At 60.0% G+C, this 18,852-nt stretch carries 19 protein-coding genes and 3 tRNA genes; 15 read left to right on the top strand and 7 right to left on the bottom strand.

From position 1 onward, the window contains the following. Positions 1–6: 6 nt before the first annotated feature. On the bottom strand, positions 7–1,086 hold the full coding sequence (locus tag CRO23_RS20900; protein ID WP_028127874.1) for a diguanylate cyclase: 1,080 nt from the start codon (positions 1,084–1,086) through the stop codon (positions 7–9). A 258-nt stretch (positions 1,087–1,344) separates the two neighbouring features. On the opposite strand from CRO23_RS20900, the gene CRO23_RS20895 reads away from it, so the two are divergent. Next, positions 1,345–1,629: a DUF1435 domain-containing protein gene (locus tag CRO23_RS20895; RefSeq protein ID WP_004933115.1), complete on the top strand. Its 285-nt coding sequence runs from the start codon at positions 1,345–1,347 to the stop codon at positions 1,627–1,629. An 89-nt stretch (positions 1,630–1,718) separates the two neighbouring features. On the opposite strand, the gene CRO23_RS20890 is transcribed toward CRO23_RS20895, so the two are convergent. The 4 genes from CRO23_RS20890 to CRO23_RS20875 form a co-directional block, all read right to left on the bottom strand. Beyond that, positions 1,719–1,805: transfer RNA gene (locus CRO23_RS20890), tRNA-Leu, on the bottom strand. Between the two features lie 42 nt (positions 1,806–1,847). Continuing rightward, a tRNA-Leu gene (locus tag CRO23_RS20885) sits at positions 1,848–1,934 on the bottom strand. 36 nt (positions 1,935–1,970) lie between these two features. Further along, positions 1,971–2,057: transfer RNA gene (locus CRO23_RS20880), tRNA-Leu, on the bottom strand. A 72-nt stretch (positions 2,058–2,129) separates the two neighbouring features. Next, positions 2,130–3,074, bottom strand: a complete 945-nt coding sequence (locus tag CRO23_RS20875; protein ID WP_097102793.1) for a LysR family transcriptional regulator — start codon at positions 3,072–3,074, stop codon at positions 2,130–2,132. Positions 3,075–3,192: 118 nt separating this feature from the next. On the opposite strand from CRO23_RS20875, the gene CRO23_RS20870 reads away from it, so the two are divergent. Then, complete coding sequence (locus CRO23_RS20870) at positions 3,193–4,185, top strand: aldo/keto reductase (RefSeq protein ID WP_097102791.1); 993 nt, start codon at positions 3,193–3,195, stop codon at positions 4,183–4,185. Positions 4,186–4,235: 50 nt separating this feature from the next. Here the strand turns inward: CRO23_RS20870 and rsmC are convergent, their stop codons facing one another. After that, positions 4,236–5,276, bottom strand: coding sequence for a 16S rRNA (guanine(1207)-N(2))-methyltransferase RsmC (rsmC, locus tag CRO23_RS20865; protein WP_060434174.1), 1,041 nt, complete (start codon positions 5,274–5,276; stop codon positions 4,236–4,238). A gap of 146 nt (positions 5,277–5,422) precedes the next feature. On the opposite strand from rsmC, the gene CRO23_RS20860 reads away from it, so the two are divergent. The 13 genes from CRO23_RS20860 (at position 5,423) to deoD (ending at position 17,922) form a co-directional block, all read left to right on the top strand. Then, positions 5,423–5,860, top strand: coding sequence for a DNA polymerase III subunit psi (locus CRO23_RS20860; protein ID WP_016929171.1), 438 nt, complete (start codon positions 5,423–5,425; stop codon positions 5,858–5,860). Beyond that, positions 5,805–6,248: a ribosomal protein S18-alanine N-acetyltransferase gene (gene rimI / locus CRO23_RS20855; RefSeq protein WP_044029730.1), complete on the top strand. Its 444-nt coding sequence runs from the start codon at positions 5,805–5,807 to the stop codon at positions 6,246–6,248. The genes CRO23_RS20860 and rimI overlap by 56 nt, the downstream gene beginning before the upstream one ends. 151 nt (positions 6,249–6,399) lie before the next feature. After that, positions 6,400–7,989 (top strand): peptide chain release factor 3, encoded by a 1,590-nt coding sequence (gene prfC, locus CRO23_RS20850; RefSeq protein ID WP_004933094.1) that lies wholly within the window; start codon positions 6,400–6,402, stop codon positions 7,987–7,989. Positions 7,990–8,505: 516 nt separating this feature from the next. Further along, entirely contained in the window at positions 8,506–9,120 is a 615-nt protein-coding gene (osmY, locus tag CRO23_RS20845) for a molecular chaperone OsmY (RefSeq protein ID WP_016929169.1), read from the top strand. A 161-nt stretch (positions 9,121–9,281) separates the two neighbouring features. Continuing rightward, the gene (locus tag CRO23_RS20840) at positions 9,282–9,443 is read left to right on the top strand and encodes a DUF1328 domain-containing protein (RefSeq protein ID WP_004933089.1); all 162 of its coding nucleotides are present in this window, start codon (positions 9,282–9,284) and stop codon (positions 9,441–9,443) included. Between the two features lie 68 nt (positions 9,444–9,511). Beyond that, positions 9,512–9,697 carry a CsbD family protein gene (locus CRO23_RS20835; protein WP_025305210.1) on the top strand — a complete coding sequence of 62 codons (186 nt, stop codon included), beginning with the start codon at positions 9,512–9,514 and terminating at the stop codon, positions 9,695–9,697. A 10-nt stretch (positions 9,698–9,707) separates the two neighbouring features. Then, positions 9,708–10,826, top strand: coding sequence for a patatin-like phospholipase family protein (locus CRO23_RS20830; protein ID WP_028127872.1), 1,119 nt, complete (start codon positions 9,708–9,710; stop codon positions 10,824–10,826). Continuing rightward, complete coding sequence (locus tag CRO23_RS20825; RefSeq protein WP_097102789.1) at positions 10,823–11,605, top strand: TatD family hydrolase; 783 nt, start codon at positions 10,823–10,825, stop codon at positions 11,603–11,605. Before CRO23_RS20830 ends, CRO23_RS20825 begins: the two co-directional genes overlap by 4 nt. Positions 11,606–11,788: 183 nt before the next feature. Next, positions 11,789–13,066: a NupC/NupG family nucleoside CNT transporter gene (locus tag CRO23_RS20820; protein ID WP_004933076.1), complete on the top strand. Its 1,278-nt coding sequence runs from the start codon at positions 11,789–11,791 to the stop codon at positions 13,064–13,066. A gap of 370 nt (positions 13,067–13,436) precedes the next feature. Further along, positions 13,437–14,216 carry a deoxyribose-phosphate aldolase gene (deoC, locus tag CRO23_RS20815; protein WP_016929165.1) on the top strand — a complete coding sequence of 260 codons (780 nt, stop codon included), beginning with the start codon at positions 13,437–13,439 and terminating at the stop codon, positions 14,214–14,216. Positions 14,217–14,282: 66 nt separating this feature from the next. Then, complete coding sequence (deoA, locus tag CRO23_RS20810) at positions 14,283–15,608, top strand: thymidine phosphorylase (protein ID WP_048796556.1); 1,326 nt, start codon at positions 14,283–14,285, stop codon at positions 15,606–15,608. Positions 15,609–15,800: 192 nt separating this feature from the next. After that, positions 15,801–17,024 (top strand): phosphopentomutase, encoded by a 1,224-nt coding sequence (deoB, locus tag CRO23_RS20805; protein ID WP_016929163.1) that lies wholly within the window; start codon positions 15,801–15,803, stop codon positions 17,022–17,024. A 166-nt stretch (positions 17,025–17,190) separates the two neighbouring features. After that, complete coding sequence (gene deoD, locus CRO23_RS20800) at positions 17,191–17,922, top strand: purine-nucleoside phosphorylase (RefSeq protein WP_004933059.1); 732 nt, start codon at positions 17,191–17,193, stop codon at positions 17,920–17,922. A gap of 170 nt (positions 17,923–18,092) precedes the next feature. Here deoD and CRO23_RS20795 read toward each other — a convergent pair whose 3' ends face one another. Further along, positions 18,093–18,776, bottom strand: a complete 684-nt coding sequence (locus tag CRO23_RS20795; protein ID WP_004933054.1) for a YtjB family periplasmic protein — start codon at positions 18,774–18,776, stop codon at positions 18,093–18,095. Positions 18,777–18,852: the final 76 nt, after the last annotated feature.

Below are 18,852 nucleotides of genomic sequence, written 5' to 3'. Positions count from 1 at the left end.
GGCGGCTTAAGGGTGAACGGCGGCGGGCTCGACGTTTTGCGCCAGCTGAATATTGTTGCGGCCGCTGTGCTTCGCCAGATAGAGCGCGGCGTCGGCCGCGCCGATCGCTGATTCGACGTCCAGCTTTTCCAATGCCGAGATGCCCGCGCTGAGCGTCAGCGTGCCGCTGTGCTGCGGGCTGGCGCCGTGCGGGATATTCAGTTCCGCCACGCGTTGACGCACCCGTTCGGCCAGCTGCGCCGCATAGCCTTCGTGCACGTTGGTCAACAGCACCAAAAACTCTTCCCCGCCGTAGCGCACCACGATGTCGCGCGAACGCACCGCATCGCGGATGGCGATCGCCACCTGCACCAGCGCCCGGTCGCCCATGGCGTGGCCGTAGCTGTCGTTGTAGACCTTGAAGTGGTCGATATCCAGCAGCAGCACGTAGTGGCGGCCGGTTTGCGGTTCCAGCAGCATAGTGATCTTATTCTCCAGCCCTCGACGGTTATAAAGGCCGGTCAGGGGATCGAGCATGCTCAAATTATTGAATTTGTCCCGCTCGTTATACAGGTTGGCCACCAGCGCGTGGGTAAAGATTTCACTGCGTTTCAACATCAGGTGATGAATGGAGAAAGCGATAATAGGTAATAGCGTGGTGAATAATATCCGCAGGGTATTATGCATACCGTCTAAAGCCAGGATCATCATTGCGGAAGGTACGGCGTGTAAACAAAAGGCGGTAAAGTTATCCGTCAGAGAAATAGCGCTGATAAAAAAGATGCTAAACAAACTAATTAATAAAAAATCTTGGTTATTCGGTAGGCAATATTGACTTTTAACGTAAATATGTGCGGCCCAGAGCAGGCCGAGCACGCTGGCGAACAGGTTGAGTTTGCACAAATATTTACGTGGCGTTTGCAGAGAAAATAGCGCTGCTACCAGACAAAATAGCGGTATACATAATAAAGGTAGGGTAAATGCGGGCGTATCCCTAAAAGGGAACAATAATGTAAATACGGAAGAGGCGGCATTCATTATCAGAAAAAGAAATAATGCCAGGCGCTGCTTGCTGTTCAGTAATTCCTGATAAGAACGGGCGTTCATACGGAGGTCACTCTTTGCAAAGTCGTTCTGTCGAATAATTAAGGTTGAGAAGCATTCCCTTGGCGCGAATATCCACTTGAATTGCATGGTTGAGGGTTGTGATTATTATCATGCAAACAGGACTAGGAATTTTCTTATGTCAAATTATCATTTTTTCCTGCTGGTGTCATCTGAGTTTGGTCAGCGCAGTGAAAATGATGCGGCGGCCAAAAAAGTGTTATATGATATTGGTTATCATTATCACTTAAGGGGGTTGTCATGCTCACTGCCATGATTGCCGCGTGCGGGCTGTGGGGCGTCAGTTGGTGCCTCGGGGATCGCCTGGCCAGCGCCTGGGGCGTTTTGCTGCCTTGTGCTTTGATGCCGCTGCTGGCCCTGATCAACCTGGATATGCTGCAGTTGCGCACCCTGATCGTGATAGCGATGTTGGCCACGCTGGTGATGCTGTTCAACAGCCGGCTGCGCCACTATCTGCTGTTGCCTTCCTGCATGGCGCTGGCGGGCGGCCTGGCGGCAGTCAGCCTCAACTTCAGCTTTGGGTGAAACGCCAGAAACGGCAAAACCACGCTTAAGCGTGTTTATCATCAATGCGTTGGGATTTTTTCGAAGGAACCGCCGAAGAGATCATCAATTGGTGCGAAGAGAGGGACTTGAACCCTCACGTCCGTAAGGACACTAACACCTGAAGCTAGCGCGTCTACCAATTCCGCCACCTTCGCACAGTCGATGTTGTTGCTTTGATTTATATTACGTCGCCAGCTTGGTGCGAAGAGAGGGACTTGAACCCTCACGTCCGTAAGAACACTAACACCTGAAGCTAGCGCGTCTACCAATTCCGCCACCTTCGCATCGATGCTGAGTGCAATATAAATCATGTGGTTATTTGGTGCGAAGAGAGGGACTTGAACCCTCACGTCCGTAAGGACACTAACACCTGAAGCTAGCGCGTCTACCAATTCCGCCACCTTCGCGTACCAGAAACATTACCGGAGTAACGTTACCACGGAGGCGAATTCTAGAGATTTTGGCGGGCACGTCAACAGTTATTTCCCCGCTTTGCGGGCGTTTGCTGGAAAAACAGCCATATCGCCGCTTTTCTGCTGGTCAAACAGCCAAATCAGCCAATCAATCAACACCCTGACCCGTGGCGCCAGGAAACGGCCGGGTGGATACATGATGTAAATCGGCATCGGCGGGGGCGGCGTGTCCGCCAACACTTCCACCAGTTCGCCCTGTTCCAGCCAGGGGGCAAGCGAATAGCGCGCCGCCTGAATCAATCCCATGCCGGCCCGCGCGCCGGCGATGTAGGCGTCGGCGCCGCTGACGCTGAGCCGCGCGGGCAGCTCGCGCAGTTCCAGCTTGCCGCCGCGGCAGAATTCCAGCGGGTAATCGCGGTTGTTGGCCAGGGAAAAATACCCCACCGCGCGATGCGGCTCCAGGCGATCGATGTCGAGCGGCGTGCCGTGGGCCTGCAGATAAGCGGGGGAAGCGCAGGTGACCTGCGGCAGCTGGGCGATGTGCCGCGCTACCAGACTGTCGTCTTCGGTTTCCCAGGCGCGCAGCACGCAGTCCACGCCTTCGCGCAACAGATCGACGTGGGTGTCGTTGGCGCCCAGTGCCAGGGTGATGTCGGGATAACGCCGGTAAAAGTCGTCCAACGCCGGAATGACGATCTGGCGCGCCAGCGAATGGGGCATATCGATGCGCACCTTGCCGGACGGCTGCAGCTTATGGTGACTGAACAGCGTGTCCGCCTCCTCCAGCGCCCCCAGCAACTGCACGCAGCGTTGATAGTAGAGGCTGCCTTCACTGGTCACCTGCACCTGGCGGGTGGTGCGGATCAGCAGGCGCACGCCCAGCCGTTGTTCCAGCCGTTTCAACGCGTTGCTGACCGTGGCGCGCGGCAGCTGCAGGCGTTCGGCCGCCCGACTGAAGCTGCCCAGTTCGACGATGCGGGTAAAAATGCGCATGGCTTGAACCTGATCCATATCCACTCCGGATTGTTGGTGATTTTTGAACAGTGATGTGCAATCTGCATTATTTATCTTTGTCGCGTAAACAACCAGACTTTGCTGCGTTATCCATTCACCGCATGAGGGCAGCACAATGCAACAACGTAAACTCGGTTCCAACGGTCCCGTCGTCTCCGCCCTGGGGCTGGGGTGCATGGGCATGAGCGACTTCTACTCCACCGGCGCCGATCGGCAGGAAGCCATCGCCACGCTGCACCGGGCGCTGGAGTTGGGCGTCACGCTGCTCGACACCGCCGACATGTACGGGCCGCACACCAACGAAGAGCTGGTGGGGGAGGCGATCAAGGGCAAGCGGCAACAGGTGTTCCTGGCCACCAAGTTCGGCATTCTGCGCGATCCGGCGGATCCGTCGGCGCGCGGCGTCAGCAGCCGGCCCGAGTATATCCGGCGCTCGGTGGAAGGCAGCCTGCGGCGCTTGGGCGTGGAGGAGATCGATCTCTATTATCAGCACCGGGTCGATCCGCAAGTGCCGATCGAAGACGTCGTGGGCACGATGGCGGATCTGATCCGCGAAGGCAAGATCCGCCACATCGGCCTGAGCGAGGCGTCGGTCGCCACGCTGGAGCGGGCGCACAAGGTGCATCCGATCACCGCGCTGCAGACCGAGTATTCGCTGTGGACGCGCGACGCCGAGCAGGGCGTACTGGCGGCCTGCGAGCGCCTGGGCATCGGCTTTGTGCCTTACAGCCCGTTAGGGCGCGGTTTCCTCACCGGCGCTATCCGGCGGCCGGAGGATCTGGCCGAGGACGATTTCCGCCGCGGCAACCCGCGTTTCCAGGGGGAAAACTTCGCCCGCAACCTGGCGCTGGTGGAGAAGGTGGGCGAGCTGGCGGCGCAGAAGGGCGTCAAGCCTTCACAGCTGGCGCTGGCCTGGGTATTGGCGCAGGGTGAGCACATCGTGCCGATCCCCGGCACCAAACGCCGTCGCTATCTGGAAGAGAACGTCTCTGCGGCGGAGATCGCGCTGAGCGCGGCTGAACTGGCGGCGATAGAAGCGGTGTTTCCGCTGAGCGCGGCGGCCGGCGATCGCTACGGCGCGGAGTCGATGACCTACATCAACGGCTAAAAAAAAGCGCGGCCTCGGGCCGCGCTCTGTCGTTTTCCGCCAACGGCGAATTATTTCTTCTTCGGCGCGCGCGGCGGGCGGCCGACGGTGGCCTGGTACACCTTGAAGCGGCCGTTTTGCGCCAGCACTTCGTGGCTGCCGAAGGTGGCGTCCAGAATGTCCGGGTATGGCAGGAAGGCGTTGGCGACGATGCGCAGCTGACCGCCGATCGGCAGGTGCTTCACCGCGCCGCGGATCAGGGTTTCGGCGGCGGTCAGGCTGGTCTGCAGCCCGTCGTGGAACGGCGGGTTGGAGATGATCATGTCGAAACGGCCGGTGATGTCGGAGTAAACGTTGCTGACGATCACTTCGCCTTCGATGCCGTTGGCGGCCAGCGTCGCGCGGCTGGATTCCACCGCGGCGGCGTTGACGTCGCTGAGGGTCAATTTGACTTTCGGCGACAGCTTGGACATTACCGAGGCCATGACGCCGGCGCCGCAGCCGATGTCCAGCACCTTGCCTTTCATGTGTTTTTCCAGCGTCGACAGCAGCAGTGAGCTGCCGACGTCCAGGCCGTCGCGGCTGAACACGCCCGGCAGCGTTTTCACTTCCAGATCGTGCAGCTGATAGCTGTCCCACCAGTCGTTCAGGTCGAATTCGGTCTGCGCGTCCAGGCGGCCGTGATACAGGCCACAGCGGCGCGCGCTGTCGATTTTCACCAGCGTGACGTGGCCTTCCAGCGTCGGCTCGGCGCTGCGCACGCCGCTGCGGTTTTCACCGACCACGAACACGTCCGCGCCCACCGGCAGCAGCGCCAGGAGGTTGCACAGCTGGAATTGCGCTTCCTGTTTGCTCTTCGGCCAGTAGTACACCAGCGTGTCGCAGTCGGCGACGAAAGCGGGATCGACGGTCAAACCGAACTGCACGTTATCGCCCATCGTCCGGTTCAGTAACTGCCAGTGATGGTATTGCTGAGTGTGGACGCGCACGTCCGCGGCCTCGAATTGGGCCGGCAGGCTGTCCTGCAGGTCGCCGGCAAACAGCACGCGGCGTTCGATAAATTCATCACTGTGGCGCAGCATGACTTCACTGGCGGGGGTTAATGCAGACATCAGATATTGGCTCCTGGAAATAAGACCGGGGATTATAGAGCTTTGTGGCGATATGTTCGACGGGTTTGTTGGCGCGGGCTGCGCGGGTTTGTTAGCATAGCGCGGCGCATGGCAGGCATGGCGCACCACAACGGGTAGGAATCGGCATGGCATCAAAACGCGACTGGCTGTTACAACAACTGGGTATTACGCAGTGGACATTGCGCCGCCCGGGCGTGTTGCAGGGCGAAGTGGCGGTCAGTCTGCCGCCCGAGACGCGCCTGCTGGTGGTGGCGCAGACGCTGCCGGCGCCCGACGATCCGCTGTTTTGCGACGTGCTGCGCAGCCTGGGGCTGACGCCGGCGCAAACTTACAGCCTGACGCCGGAACAGGTGGCGATGCTGCCTGCAGAGACCGCATGTAACAGTTGGCGGCTGGGCGTGGCGGAGCCGCTCGCGGTCGCCGGCGCGCAGCTACACAGCCCGGCGCTGGCCGAGCTTTCTCAAGACGCGGGGGCCAAACGCGCCCTCTGGCAGCAGATTTGTCATCATGAACACGATTTCTACCCTGACGGCGGCCGACCTGGCCACGGCCTTCACCATTGAGCAAGCCAGCCACGCTTTCCCCTGGACGGAAACCACCTTTGCCAGCAATCAGGGCGATCGCTACCTTAACCTGAAGCTGAGCGCCGATGGGGAGATGGCGGGGTTCGCCATCACGCAGATCGTGCTGGACGAAGCCACGCTGTTCAACATCGCCATTCATCCGCAGCACCAGCGCCGGGGCTTTGGCCGCCTGCTGCTCAACGCGTTGATCGAACAGCTGGAGAGCCGCGGCGTGGTCACGCTGTGGCTGGAAGTCCGCGCCTCCAACCAGGCGGCGATCGCGCTGTATGAAGATCTCGGTTTCAACGAAGTCACCGTGCGCCGCAATTATTACCCGAGCGCCCACGGCCGCGAAGACGCGATCGTGATGGCGCTGCCGCTGGGGTAATCAGCCCGGTCGGAAAAAGCATTGATTGTCACCGGTTGGCAAATCGGCGAAAATGCCCGGCTGTTATCTTTTATTCACCGCTTTGCCCGGCGCCGCGATCGGCGCGTTCTGATGATGTCGCAGGGCGGACTAACCGTAGAACCTGAAAACCATGTCTCCTAGTGAATTTGCCCGCGAAGTCTCCAAAAGAAGAACTTTCGCCATCATCTCGCACCCCGATGCCGGTAAAACCACCATTACCGAAAAAGTGCTGCTGTTCGGACAGGCGATCCAGACCGCCGGTACGGTAAAAGGCCGCGGCTCCAGCCAGCACGCCAAATCCGACTGGATGGAAATGGAAAAGCAGCGTGGGATCTCGATCACCACCTCGGTGATGCAGTTCCCGTATCGCGACAGCCTGGTCAACCTGCTGGACACCCCGGGGCACGAAGACTTCTCCGAAGATACGTATCGCACCCTGACCGCGGTCGACTGCTGTCTGATGGTGATCGACGCCGCCAAGGGCGTTGAGGATCGCACCCGCAAGCTGATGGAAGTCACCCGCCTGCGCGACACGCCGATCCTGACCTTCATGAACAAGCTGGACCGCGACATCCGCGATCCGATGGAGGTGATGGATGAAGTCGAACGCGAACTGAAGATCGCCTGTTCGCCCATCACCTGGCCGATCGGCTGCGGCAAGCTGTTCAAGGGCGTTTACCACCTGTACAAGGATGAAACCTACCTGTACCAGACCGGTAAAGGCCATACCATTCAGGAAGTGCGCATCGTCAAGGGCCTGAACAACCCAGAGCTGGATGCGGCGGTGGGCGAAGATCTGGCGGCGCAGCTGCGCGATGAGCTGGAATTGGTGCAGGGCGCTTCTCACGAGTTCGATCAGGAGGCTTTCCTGAGCGGCGAGCTGACGCCGGTGTTCTTCGGTACCGCACTCGGCAACTTCGGCGTGGATCATATGCTGGACGGCCTGGTGGCCTGGGCGCCGGCGCCGATGCCGCGCAAAACCGACACCCGCGAAGTGACGGCGGCGGAAGAGAAATTCACCGGCTTTGTGTTCAAGATCCAGGCTAACATGGATCCGAAGCACCGCGACCGCGTGGCCTTTATGCGCGTGGTTTCCGGCCGTTATGAGAAGGGCATGAAGCTGCGCCAGGTGCGCACCGGCAAAGACGTGGTGATCTCCGACGCGCTGACCTTTATGGCCGGCGACCGTTCGCACGTGGAAGAAGCCTACCCGGGCGACATCATCGGTCTGCACAACCATGGCACCATTCAGATCGGCGATACCTTCACCCAGGGTGAAGACATGAAGTTCACCGGCATCCCGAACTTCGCGCCGGAACTGTTCCGCCGCATTCGCCTGCGCGATCCGCTGAAGCAGAAACAGTTGCTGAAGGGGCTGGTGCAGCTGTCCGAAGAAGGCGCGGTGCAGGTATTCCGCCCGATCGCCAACAACGATCTGATCGTCGGCGCGGTCGGCGTGTTGCAGTTCGACGTGGTGGTGGCGCGCTTGAAGAGCGAGTACAACGTGGAAGCGTTGTACGAGTCGGTTAACGTGTCGACCGCTCGCTGGGTCGAGTGCGACGACGTGAAGAAGTTCGAAGAGTTCAAGCGCAAGAACGAGATCAACCTGGCGCTGGACGGTGGAGACAACCTGTCCTACATCGCGCCGACCATGGTGAACCTCAACCTGACGCAGGAACGTTATCCTGACGTGACCTTCCGCAAAACCCGCGAACACTGATCAATCGGCAGGGCGCCCGGTGCGCCCTGCACGCTCCTCCCACCCTAACCGCGCTAATTAATAAACCTTACTCATATTTTACCCTGCGAACCGATGTCGCCAGGCGGCGTTCGTTCGGTCTGCATTTTCCGTCTGATGGTCTATCTTTAACAGGATGTTCGCACATTGCTTGAGAGTAAATCACTGAAATACGTTGCTTGCTTGGTGAGTTATTCTGATGTGTTGCCGATAGGAGACAGTCAGTGTCTTTAAATATCAATGAGATAGGTATATTTCAGTTTTGTGTGGCTTAGTCTGTCGTCAATAGACGACAGTTTGTTGATTAAAAATCCAACTGAAAATTTTTTATCTTTGATAAATAAGGTGTTTTTTGGATTGGCACGGCCGTTGCAATACTCCTGTCGTGAACGCTTAATCGTATAGCGATGATGAAGTATTTACCGAGAGGCCGCGTGAAGGCGGCTGAAGGGTTCCGGCGCTCTGGCGCTGCGAGCCCCCAACAAAAGGAAGAGATCGATGAAAAAGACCAAATTTGCACACTCGCTGATGGCTGTTGTTTTGGGTTCTGCTTTGGTGAGCGGCACTGCACTGGCCGAAGACAGCCTGTTAAACAAGGCGTCTAACGCCGCGGACAGTGCCGGTGCCAAAATCGATAGCTCCATGAAAAAAGTTGACGGTTACATGGATGACAGCGCGATAACGGCTAAAGTTAAAAGTGCGTTGGTGGAAGATAAGACCATCAAAAGCGCTGACATTTCGGTGAAAACCGAAAAAGGCGCCGTGATCCTGAGCGGCTTTGTCGGCAGCCAGGCGCAGGCGGAACATGCGGTCGCGGTTGCCGGTAAGGTGGAAGGCGTCAAGACCGTCAGCGACAAGCTGCACGTGAAGGACGAAGCCAACCAGTCGATCAAATCGTATGCCGGCGACACTGCCACCACCAGCGAGCTGAAAGCCAAGCTGCTGGCCGATGACATCGTGCCGTCGCGCAATGTGAAAGTGGAAACCACCGATGGCGTGGTGCAGCTTTCCGGTGAGGTGAAAACGCAGGCGCAGTCTGAGCGTGCCGAAAGCATCGCCAAGGCCATCGACGGCGTGAAAAGCGTGAAAAACGACCTGGTGGTCAAGCCGTAATCCCGCCAGGCGCCCGTAACAAGTAACAACAAGCCGCATCTGTCGGGCCGTGAAGGCGGCCCGACGTGTACCACCAAAAAAAGAAACTGATTTGCCGTCGACGTCCCGTTGTCGGGGCGGCAGACAGCAGAGAATTTTTTCACAATGGTAAGGAGAAGCTTATGTTTCGTTGGGGCATTATCTTTTTAGTCATCGCGCTTATCGCTGCGGCACTGGGATTCGGTTCGCTGGCGGGCACCGCCGCCTGGGCCGCCAAGGTGGTGTTCGTGGTCGGCATCATCCTGTTCCTGGTCAGCCTGTTCACCGGCCGTCGGCGCCCTTAGCCGGCCGGCATTTTCCCGTAAACTGTAACAAAGCTTAATTCCTTTTCTCACCTCGGGGAGGGCCGGCCATGAACAGCGACATCATCGTCGGGCGCTGGAAACAGCTGAAAGGCCAGGTATGGCAGGCGTGGGCCGAATGGTCCGGCAGCGATTGCGCCTGGCTGGCCGGCAGCAACGATTTCCTCGCCGGTGTACTGCAAGAGGATTACGGAAGAGAGCGAGACGCGGTATCCTCGGAGAAAACGTCTCACTGAGGATGCCAAGTTGGGATACAGAATACCCATCACGCTCGGCAATATAGAACCGCTGGCGTCTAAACCCTTTCGGCCAGGCAAGATGGCGCTGGTCTGCGAAGGCGGCGGCCAGCGCGGCATTTTCACCGCCGGCGTGCTGGACGAGTTTCAGCGCGCGGGCTTTAACCCTTTCGATCTGCTGATCGGCACATCGGCCGGCGCTCAGAATCTGTCTGCCTATATCTGTGGGCAGATGGGCTACGCGCGCCGGGTGATCACCCGTTACACCACTTCGGCACAGTTCTTCAATCCGCTGCGCTTCGTGCGCGGCGGGCATCTGATCGATCTCGATTGGCTGGTTGATACGGCGGCGGCGCAGATGCCGCTGGCGATGGACGTGGCGGAACAGCACTTTATCGACGGGCGCGAATTCCTGCTGTGCGCCTGCCGCAGCGACGATTTCGAACCGGCCTATCTGCCGGCGCAGCGCGAACGCTGGCTGCCGGCCATCAAGGCGTCCAGCGCCATTCCCGGCTTCTACCGTCAGGGCGTGGAGTTGGACGGCGTCAGCTATCAGGACGGCGGCATCAGCGATGCGATTCCGGTGGAAGAGGCCTATCGCCGCGGCGCCGACACCATCGTGGTGATCCGCACCGTGCCTTCGCAAATGTACTACACCCCGCAGTGGATGAAGCGTATGGAGCATTGGCTGAGCGACAGCAGCCTGCAGCAGATGGTGCGCATCCTGCAGCATCATGAGCAAAGCTATCACCGCATCCAGCGCTTTATCGAGAAGCCGCCGGGCAAGCTGCGTATCTTCGAGATCTTCCCGCCTAAGCCGCTGGCCAGCAATGCGCTGGGCAGCCGACTGGGGGCGCTCAATCAGGATTATCACCTGGGGCGCCGCTGCGGCCGCTACTTCCTGGCCACCGTCGGCCAGTGGATGGCGCAGCAGGAACCGGACGGCATCAAGGTGCGAAAATCGCTGTCGCGCCGCCTGATCCAGCCCGAGAATGTCAGAATGCCTTCGCCGATCGTGACCGACATCGCCATGTCGCCCGATCTCACGGCGCAGCCGGAGGCTGCGGTGGCGGCGCCGAAACTCATTCTGCCGGGCGATCTGCCGCCGGGTGAAGGGGGCGCGCTGTGAGCTACGCCTTTACCGACACCCACTGCCATTTCGATTTCCCACCCTTTACCGGACACGAGGCCGAAAGCCTGACGCGGGCGGCAAGCGCCGGCGTGCAGCGCATCATCGTCCCGACGGTCACTGCCGATCGCTTTGCGCGGGTGCTGCGGCTGGCGCAGGATCACGCGCCGCTGTTCGCCGCGCTGGGGCTGCACCCGCTGTATATCGCGCAGCATCATGAGCCGCAGCTGGAACAGTTGGCGGCGCTGTTGGCCGAACGGCCGCGCAAGCTGGTGGCGGTGGGGGAGATTGGGCTCGATCTGTATATGGACAACCCGCAGTTCGAGCGCCAGCAAAGCGTGCTGTTGGCCCAGCTGAGGCTGGCGAAACAGCATGACCTGCCGGTGATCCTGCACTCGCGCCGCACCCACGATCAGCTGGCCGCGGCGCTGCGGCGCATGCAACTGCCGCGCCGCGGCGTGGTGCACGGCTTCGCCGGCAGCCTGTCGCAGGCGCAGGCGTTTATCCGCCTCGGCTATTACATCGGCGTGGGCGGCACCATCACCTATGAGCGGGCGCAGAAAACGCGCGGCGTGATGGCGCAACTGCCGCTTGAGGCGCTGCTGCTGGAGACGGATGCGCCGGACATGCCGCTGGCCGGCTATCAGGGGCAGCAGAATCGCCCCGAGCGCGCCGCCGAGGTGTTTCACACGCTGTGCGCGCTGCGGCCGGAACCGGCCGACGAGATCGCCGCTCACCTGCAACGCAATACCCAGTCACTGTTTGCCATGCCGGATTGATGGGTTTATAACGTGACCTGTGTCACGTTATAAGATTTTCATTTGCGTCTCGTTGTATACATTTGTGACATAAATCGGTGCGAGGGTGACCTCGCTCAGTATAATCCCCCCGAAACTCTCCAATAGCAGACCTCTCTTCATGAGCAGGGATGTATTTTATTTTTTGCAACAGGGAAACTTTGCATGCAACTCATCATGAGTCTGGTCGGTATGGCGGTGCTGATCGCCATTGCGGTGCTGCTCTCCAGCAACCGTCGGGCCATCAAATTGCGTACCGTCGTGTGGGCGTTCATCATTCAGGTCGGCATCGGCGCGCTGGTGCTGTACGTGCCGCTGGGCCGCAGCATCCTCGGCAGTATGTCTAACGGCGTGGCAAACGTTATCGCCTACGGCAATCAGGGCATTTCGTTCATTTTCGGCGGGCTGGTGTCCGACAAGATGTTCGAGGTGTTCGGCGGCGGCGGCTTCGTGTTCGCGCTGCGCGTCCTGCCGGTGATCGTGTTCTTCTCCTCGCTGATTGCGGTGCTGTACTACCTCGGCATCATGCAGTTGGTGATCCGCGTGCTGGGCGGCGGCCTGCACAAGCTGCTGGGCACCTCGCGCACCGAATCGCTGTCGGCGACCGCCAACATTTTCGTCGGCCAGACCGAAGCGCCGCTGGTGGTGCGCCCCTATATCGCCACCATGAGCCAGTCAGAACTGTTCGCCGTGATGTGCGGCGGCCTGGCTTCGGTAGCCGGTTCGGTGTTGGCGGGGTACGCGCAGATGGGCGTGCCGCTGGAATACCTGATCGCCGCATCCTTCATGGCCGCGCCGGGCGGGCTGCTGTTCGCCAAGCTGATGGTGCCGGAAACCGAGCAGACCCACGATAAAGACGATGCGATGAAGCTGATCGCCGAAGAGGATCGTCCGGCCAACGTGATCGATGCGGCGGCTTCCGGCGCGGCTTCCGGCATGCAGCTGGCGCTGAACGTCGGTGCGATGCTGCTGGCGTTTATCGCGCTGATCGCCTTGCTTAACGGCATTCTCGGCGGTATCGGCGGCTGGTTCGATTATCCGCAGCTGTCGCTTGAGCTGATCCTCGGCTGGGTGTTCTCACCGATCGCCTTCCTGATCGGCGTGCCGTGGAGCGAAGCGATGACCGCCGGTTCGTTCATCGGACAGAAGATCATCGTCAACGAGTTCGTCGCCTACATGAACTTCGGCGCCTATCTGCGCCCGGATGACGTGGTGGCGGCGGAAGGCCTGCAGGTGCTGTCGACGCACACCAAGGCGATCATCTCCTTCGCGTTGTGCGGCTTCGCCAACCTCTCCTCGGTGGCGATCCTGCTGGGCGGTCTGGGCAGCATGGCGCCCAACCGTCGCCACGACATCGCGCGCTTCGGTCTGAAGGCCGTGGCGGCGGGCACGCTGTCCAACTTGATGAGTGCCACCATCGCCGGCTTCTTCCTGGCGCTGTAAGCCATCACGGAGCCCGCGACGGCGCGACCGATCGCGGGACTCCGCCTATACTCTAAGCAACGCGGGTGCTTGCCGCATCCGCGATCTTCAGCCGCTTCTTTAGCGAATTTGTGAACGATATCGCGTTATTTTGTGATGTTCTTCACATATAATTCCGGTCTGTTACAGTGCTATTTCATATAGTGTGACGATGAACGCGAATCGCCTTCGGCATTCGTGTTCAAATAGCTATTACTGGCCGGCCGCAAGGCGGGTGGCCATGTGCGGTGAGAAGGATCTCAGTTGCCGCCGCGGGAACGTCGTTCCCCAGCGCTATCTTCATGGAACCAAGTCCGCTCGCCAACACCCAGGTACTCAGTTGGAGAGTTTTATGACCGAATTAACCGCAGCAGCGCAACGTGCGCTGAACTTGATGGATTTAACCACGCTGAATGATGATGACACCGACGAGAAAGTGATCGCGCTCTGTCGTCAGGCCAACAGCCCGGCCGGCCACACGGCGGCCATCTGCATCTACCCGCGTTTTATCCCGGTGGCGCGTAAGGCGCTGCGCGAGCAAGGCACGCCGGACATCCGCATCGCCACCGTGACCAACTTCCCGCATGGCAATGACGATATCGACATCGCGCTGGCGGAAACCCGCGCGGCGATCGCCTATGGCGCGGATGAAGTGGACGTGGTGTTCCCATACCGCGCGCTGATCGCCGGCAACGAACAGGTCGGCTTCGAGCTGGTGAAACAGTGCAAGCAGGCTTGCCAGGCGGCCAACGTGTTGCTGAAAGTGATCATCGAAACCGGTGAGCTGAAACAGGCCGATTTGATCCGCAAGGCGTCCGAGATCGCCATCAAGGCCGGGGCGGACTTTATCAAGACCTCCACCGGCAAGGTGCCGGTCAACGCCACCCTGGAGAGCGCCGAGCTGATGATGTCGGTGATCCGCGATATGGGCGTGGCGAAGACGGTGGGCTTCAAGCCGGCCGGCGGCGTGCGCACCGCGGAAGACGCGCTGCATTATCTGCAACTTGCCGATCGTATTCTGGGCGAAGGGTGGGCCGATGCGCGGCATTTCCGCTTTGGCGCTTCCAGCCTGCTGGCCAGCTTGCTGACCGCGTTGGGCCACCAGACCCAGACCGCCGGCGGCGGCTACTGATCGATTTCGTTGGCGGGCGCCAGGCGCGCCCGTCTGCACCGACTCTCGGCGACACAGGGGGATGCCTTGTTCCTGGCTCAAGAAATTATTCGTAAGAAACGCGACGGCCAGCCGTTAAGCGAAGCGGAAATCCGCTTTTTCATCAACGGCATTCGCGACAACGTGGTGTCGGAAGGGCAGATCGCCGCGCTGGCGATGACCATTTATTTCCATGACATGAGCATGCCGGAGCGCGTGGCGCTCACCATGGCGATGCGCGATTCCGGCACTGTGCTGGACTGGAAGAGTTTGGCGCTGAATGGCCCGATCGTCGACAAGCATTCGACCGGCGGCGTGGGTGACGTGACCTCGCTGATGCTCGGCCCGATGGTGGCGGCCTGCGGCGGCTATGTGCCGATGATCTCCGGCCGCGGCCTGGGGCATACCGGCGGCACGCTGGACAAACTGGAAGCCATTCCGGGCTTCAATATTTTCCCGGACGATAACGCCTTCCGCAAAATCATTCAGGACGTCGGCGTGGCGATCATCGGCCAGACCAGTTCGCTGGCGCCGGCGGACAAGCGTTTTTACGCCACCCGCGACATCACCGCCACCGTGGATTCGATCCCGCTGATCACCGCCTCTATTCTGGCCAAGAAACTGGCGGAAGGGCTGGATGCGCTGGTGATGGACGTGAAGGTTGGCTCGGGCGCCTTTATGCCGACCTATGCCCTGTCGCAAGATTTGGCGCAGGCGATCGTCGGCGTGGCCAACGGCGCGGGCTGCAAGACCACCGCGCTGCTGACCGACATGAACCAGGTGCTGGCTTCCAGCGCCGGCAACGCGGTGGAAGTGCGCGAAGCGGTGCGCTTCCTGACCGGCGAATACCGCAACCCGCGCCTGCTGGAAGTGACGCTGGCGCTGTGCGTGGAGATGCTGCTGTCCGGCGGCCTGGCGCAAGACGAGGCCGATGCGCGCGCCAAGCTGCAGGCGGTGCTGGACAACGGCAAAGCGGCTGAGGTGTTTGGCCGCATGGTGGCGGCGCAGCAAGGGCCGATAGACTTCGTCGAACGTTATGATAGCTATCTGCCGGCGGCAACGCTGAGCAAGCCGGTGTATGCTGAAAAGCCGGGCATCATCAGCGCCATGGATACCCGCGCGCTGGGTATGGCGGTGGTGTCGCTGGGCGGCGGCCGCCGCCGGGCGAGCGACGCCATCGATTACAGCGTTGGCCTGACCGAGGTAGCGCGTCTGGGCGATAAGGTGGATACCCAGCAACCGCTGGCGATGATCCACGCCAACGATGAAGAGAGCTGGCAGCTGGCGGCCGATGCGGTGCGCAGCGCAATGACGCTGAGCGACAAGGCGCCGGAGGCGACGCCGGTGGTGTATAAGCGCATCACTCAAGCGTGATGACCCTCGTCTTTCAAGCGTAGCGTTGTTGGCTGCACGCGTGCACCCCAGTCACTTACTTGAGTAAGCTCCTGGGGATACACGCGCTAGCCGCCTAGCTACAACTTGAAATCCATTGGGTATAAATTTAGAGAATAAGGGCGATTGCAGTTTTGCGGTCGCAATAGCGTGAGAACACGCAGGAGAGCACAGATGAAACGCACATTTATTATGGTATTGGACTCCTTCGGCATCGGCGCCAGCGAAGACGCCGAACGTTTTGGCGACCAGGGGTCCGACACCCTGGGCCACATCGCCGAGGTTTGCGCGCGCGGTGAAGCCAACGTGGGCCGCCAGGGCCCGCTGACGCTGCCTAACCTGAGCCGTCTGGGCCTCGGTAAAGCGGCGGAGGAGTCCACCGGCAACTTCCCGCAGGGGCTGGATCGCAACGCCGACATCATCGGTGCTTACGCTTACGCCAGCGAGCTCTCTTCCGGTAAAGACACGCCGTCGGGCCACTGGGAAATCGCCGGCGTGCCGGTGCTGTTCGACTGGGGCTACTTCAAGGACGAGCACAACAGCTTCCCGCAGGCGCTGCTGGACAAACTGGTCGAACGCGCCAATCTGCCGGGCTACCTGGGCAACTGCCACTCATCCGGCACCGTGATCCTCGATCAGCTGGGCGAAGAGCACATGAAAACCGGTAAGCCGATTTTCTACACCTCCGCCGACTCGGTGTTCCAGATCGCCTGCCATGAAGAAACCTTCGGCCTGGATCGTCTGTATGAGCTGTGCGAAATCGCGCGTGAAGAGCTGACCGAAGGCGGTTACAACATCGGTCGCGTGATCGCGCGTCCGTTCGTCGGCGATAAGCCGGGCCACTTCCAGCGCACCGGCAACCGCCACGATCTGGCGGTAGAGCCGCCGGCGCCGACCGTGCTGAAAAAGCTGGTGGACGAGAAGGGCGGCGAAGTGGTGTCGATCGGTAAAATCGCCGACATCTACGCCAACGTCGGCATCACCAAGAAGGTGAAGGCGACCGGCATCGATGCTCTGTTTGACGCGACCCTGATTGAAATGGAAAAGGCCGGCGATAACACCATCGTGTTCACCAACTTCGTGGACTTCGACTCCTCTTACGGCCACCGCCGCGACGTGGCGGGCTACGCCGCCGCGCTGGAGCTGTTCGACCGCCGCCTGCCGGAGCTGCTGAAGCTGGTGAAAGACGAAGATATCATCATCTTCACCGCCGACCACGGCTGCGACCCGACCTGGCCGGGCACCGACCACACCCGCGAGCACATCCCGGTGCTGGTTTACGGTCCGAAAGTGAAACCGGGTTCGCTGGGCCACCGCGAGACCTTCGCCGACATCGGCCAGACCGTCGCCAATTATTTTGGCCTGTCGCCGATGGATTACGGTAAGACCATGTTCTAAGCCCTGTCTTTCAAGCCGCAGCGTTGTTAGCTTCACGCGTGAACCTCAGTCGCTTACTCAAGTAAGTTCCTGGGGATTCACCCGCTAGCTGCCTGGCTGCGACTCGAAATTCAAGGCTTGGATGTTTGACGTTTTTATTAAATAAGATTTCTAAAGGAAGAAAATTATGGCTACGCCGCACATTAATGCTGAGATGGGTGATTTCGCTGACGTAGTACTGATGCCGGGCGACCCGCTGCGCGCAAAATACATCGCCGAAACCTTCCTGGAAGGCGCGGTGGAAGTGAACAACGTGCGCGGCATGTTGGGCTTCACCGGCACCTACAAAGGCCGCCGCATCTCCGTAATGGGCCACGGCATGGGCATCCCGTCCTGCTCCATCTATGCGCGCGAGCTGATTGCCGAATTCGGCGTGAAGAAGATCATTCGCGTGGGTTCCTGCGGCGCGGTGCGTGACGATATCAAACTGCGTGACGTGGTGATCGGCATGGGCGCCTGCACCGACTCCAAGGTGAACCGTCTGCGCTTCAAGGATAACGACTACGCGGCGATCGCCGACTTCGACATGGTGCGCAACGCGGTCGACGCGGCGGCGGCGCAGGGCATCCCGGCGCGCGTGGGCAACATCTTCTCCGCCGATCTGTTCTACACCCCGGATCCGGACATGTTCCAGGTGATGAAGAAGTACGGCATCCTGGGCGTGGAAATGGAAGCGGCCGGCATCTACGGCGTGGCGGCGGAGCTGTACGAAGAGTTCGGCTGTAAGGCGCTGACCATCTGCACCGTGTCCGACCACATCCTGCGTCACGAAGCGACCACGGCGGCGGAACGCCAGACCACCTTTAACGAAATGATCGTTATCGCGCTGGAATCCGTGCTGCTGGGCGACAAAGCGTAATACCGCGGCGGGCGTCGTCATGGCGCCCGCCCGTCAATCTATTCATTCCGCACGGCCGATTTTTTGCTAACGCTTTACCTTTCAATTGATTATGGGTGCAGCCGTTACGGGCAATCTATTCACTGAAAGGACAATAAAACGGCGAGAACGCATTCAACGCCTGGCCTGAGTTATTCCTTCTTCGGCGCTTCCTGCTTTGTTTCCGGCGCATCCTCTTCGTCGTCTTCCACCGTATTGCCTTCTTCCAGTGGCGTGTTGGCGGTCAACAGGTACGGCGACTGCTGCCAGCGGCTGCGGCGGTGTTGCAGCAGGGTACGCGCCAGAATGATGCCGATCGCCAGCGCCAGCAGGATCATCAGGCGCAGCAGGTTGGTGGTATTGTCCACCTGCTTGGATTCGGTCGCCAGCACGTGGGTGTCGAGGGTGATGCGGATAAAGCCGATCGGGCCGTCTTTGCCCTGAATGGATTCGACCAACTGGTGGTTGAAGTAGCTGCCGGCGCGTTTGCCGTCGAGCGACAGGCGATCGCGTATACTTATCTGTTCCCCGGCGTGGGAGACCAGCGTGCCGTCAAGCTGATACACGCTGACGTCGAGAATGCGGCTGTGATCGGTGAGCTGCTTGAGGATGGCGTCGATGCGCGGGTTGTTGCCGTCGTCGTCCAGCAGCGGCGCCAGGCTGTAGGCGACCTGTTTGGTCAGCGTCTGCGCCAACTCTTCCACCTGCTCGGATCGCGCCATTTGGTGACTCAGGCTAAAATAAGAGGCGCCCTGCATCAGCAGCACCAGCAAAGCCAGGCAAATCAGGATAATAGCGGTGCGGTGCAGGCGAAATTTCAGTTTAGCGCGAGCCATGCAGGTTCCTTGGGCATCGGGGACACTTTATGTTGCCAGAACCGCTGGCGATAGGATAGCTTGATGCGTCGTTTTA

Source organism: Serratia sp. JKS296 (assembly GCF_900215445.1).
Lineage (GTDB): Bacteria > Pseudomonadota > Gammaproteobacteria > Enterobacterales > Enterobacteriaceae > Serratia > Serratia marcescens.
This window is presented reverse-complemented; position numbering and strand designations above follow the sequence as displayed.

Excerpts from the sequence above, each read along its gene's own strand:
- osmY (WP_016929169.1), top strand. The coding sequence starts at position 8,506 with ATGAAAAAGACCAAATTTGCACACTCGCTGATGGCTGTTGTTTTGGGT.
- CRO23_RS20835 (WP_025305210.1), top strand. The coding sequence starts at position 9,512 with ATGAACAGCGACATCATCGTCGGGCGCTGGAAACAGCTGAAAGGCCAG.
- deoB (WP_016929163.1), top strand. The coding sequence starts at position 15,801 with ATGAAACGCACATTTATTATGGTATTGGACTCCTTCGGCATCGGCGCC.
- CRO23_RS20795 (WP_004933054.1), bottom strand. The coding sequence starts at position 18,776 with ATGGCTCGCGCTAAACTGAAATTTCGCCTGCACCGCACCGCTATTATC.
- rimI (WP_044029730.1), top strand. The coding sequence starts at position 5,805 with ATGAACACGATTTCTACCCTGACGGCGGCCGACCTGGCCACGGCCTTC.
- CRO23_RS20895 (WP_004933115.1), top strand. The coding sequence starts at position 1,345 with ATGCTCACTGCCATGATTGCCGCGTGCGGGCTGTGGGGCGTCAGTTGG.
- rsmC (WP_060434174.1), bottom strand. The coding sequence starts at position 5,276 with ATGTCTGCATTAACCCCCGCCAGTGAAGTCATGCTGCGCCACAGTGAT.
- prfC (WP_004933094.1), top strand. The coding sequence starts at position 6,400 with ATGTCTCCTAGTGAATTTGCCCGCGAAGTCTCCAAAAGAAGAACTTTC.
- deoC (WP_016929165.1), top strand. The coding sequence starts at position 13,437 with ATGACCGAATTAACCGCAGCAGCGCAACGTGCGCTGAACTTGATGGAT.
- CRO23_RS20840 (WP_004933089.1), top strand. The coding sequence starts at position 9,282 with ATGTTTCGTTGGGGCATTATCTTTTTAGTCATCGCGCTTATCGCTGCG.
- CRO23_RS20860 (WP_016929171.1), top strand. The coding sequence starts at position 5,423 with ATGGCATCAAAACGCGACTGGCTGTTACAACAACTGGGTATTACGCAG.
- CRO23_RS20875 (WP_097102793.1), bottom strand. The coding sequence starts at position 3,074 with ATGGATCAGGTTCAAGCCATGCGCATTTTTACCCGCATCGTCGAACTG.
- CRO23_RS20820 (WP_004933076.1), top strand. The coding sequence starts at position 11,789 with ATGCAACTCATCATGAGTCTGGTCGGTATGGCGGTGCTGATCGCCATT.
- CRO23_RS20900 (WP_028127874.1), bottom strand. The coding sequence starts at position 1,086 with ATGAACGCCCGTTCTTATCAGGAATTACTGAACAGCAAGCAGCGCCTG.
- CRO23_RS20870 (WP_097102791.1), top strand. The coding sequence starts at position 3,193 with ATGCAACAACGTAAACTCGGTTCCAACGGTCCCGTCGTCTCCGCCCTG.
- deoD (WP_004933059.1), top strand. The coding sequence starts at position 17,191 with ATGGCTACGCCGCACATTAATGCTGAGATGGGTGATTTCGCTGACGTA.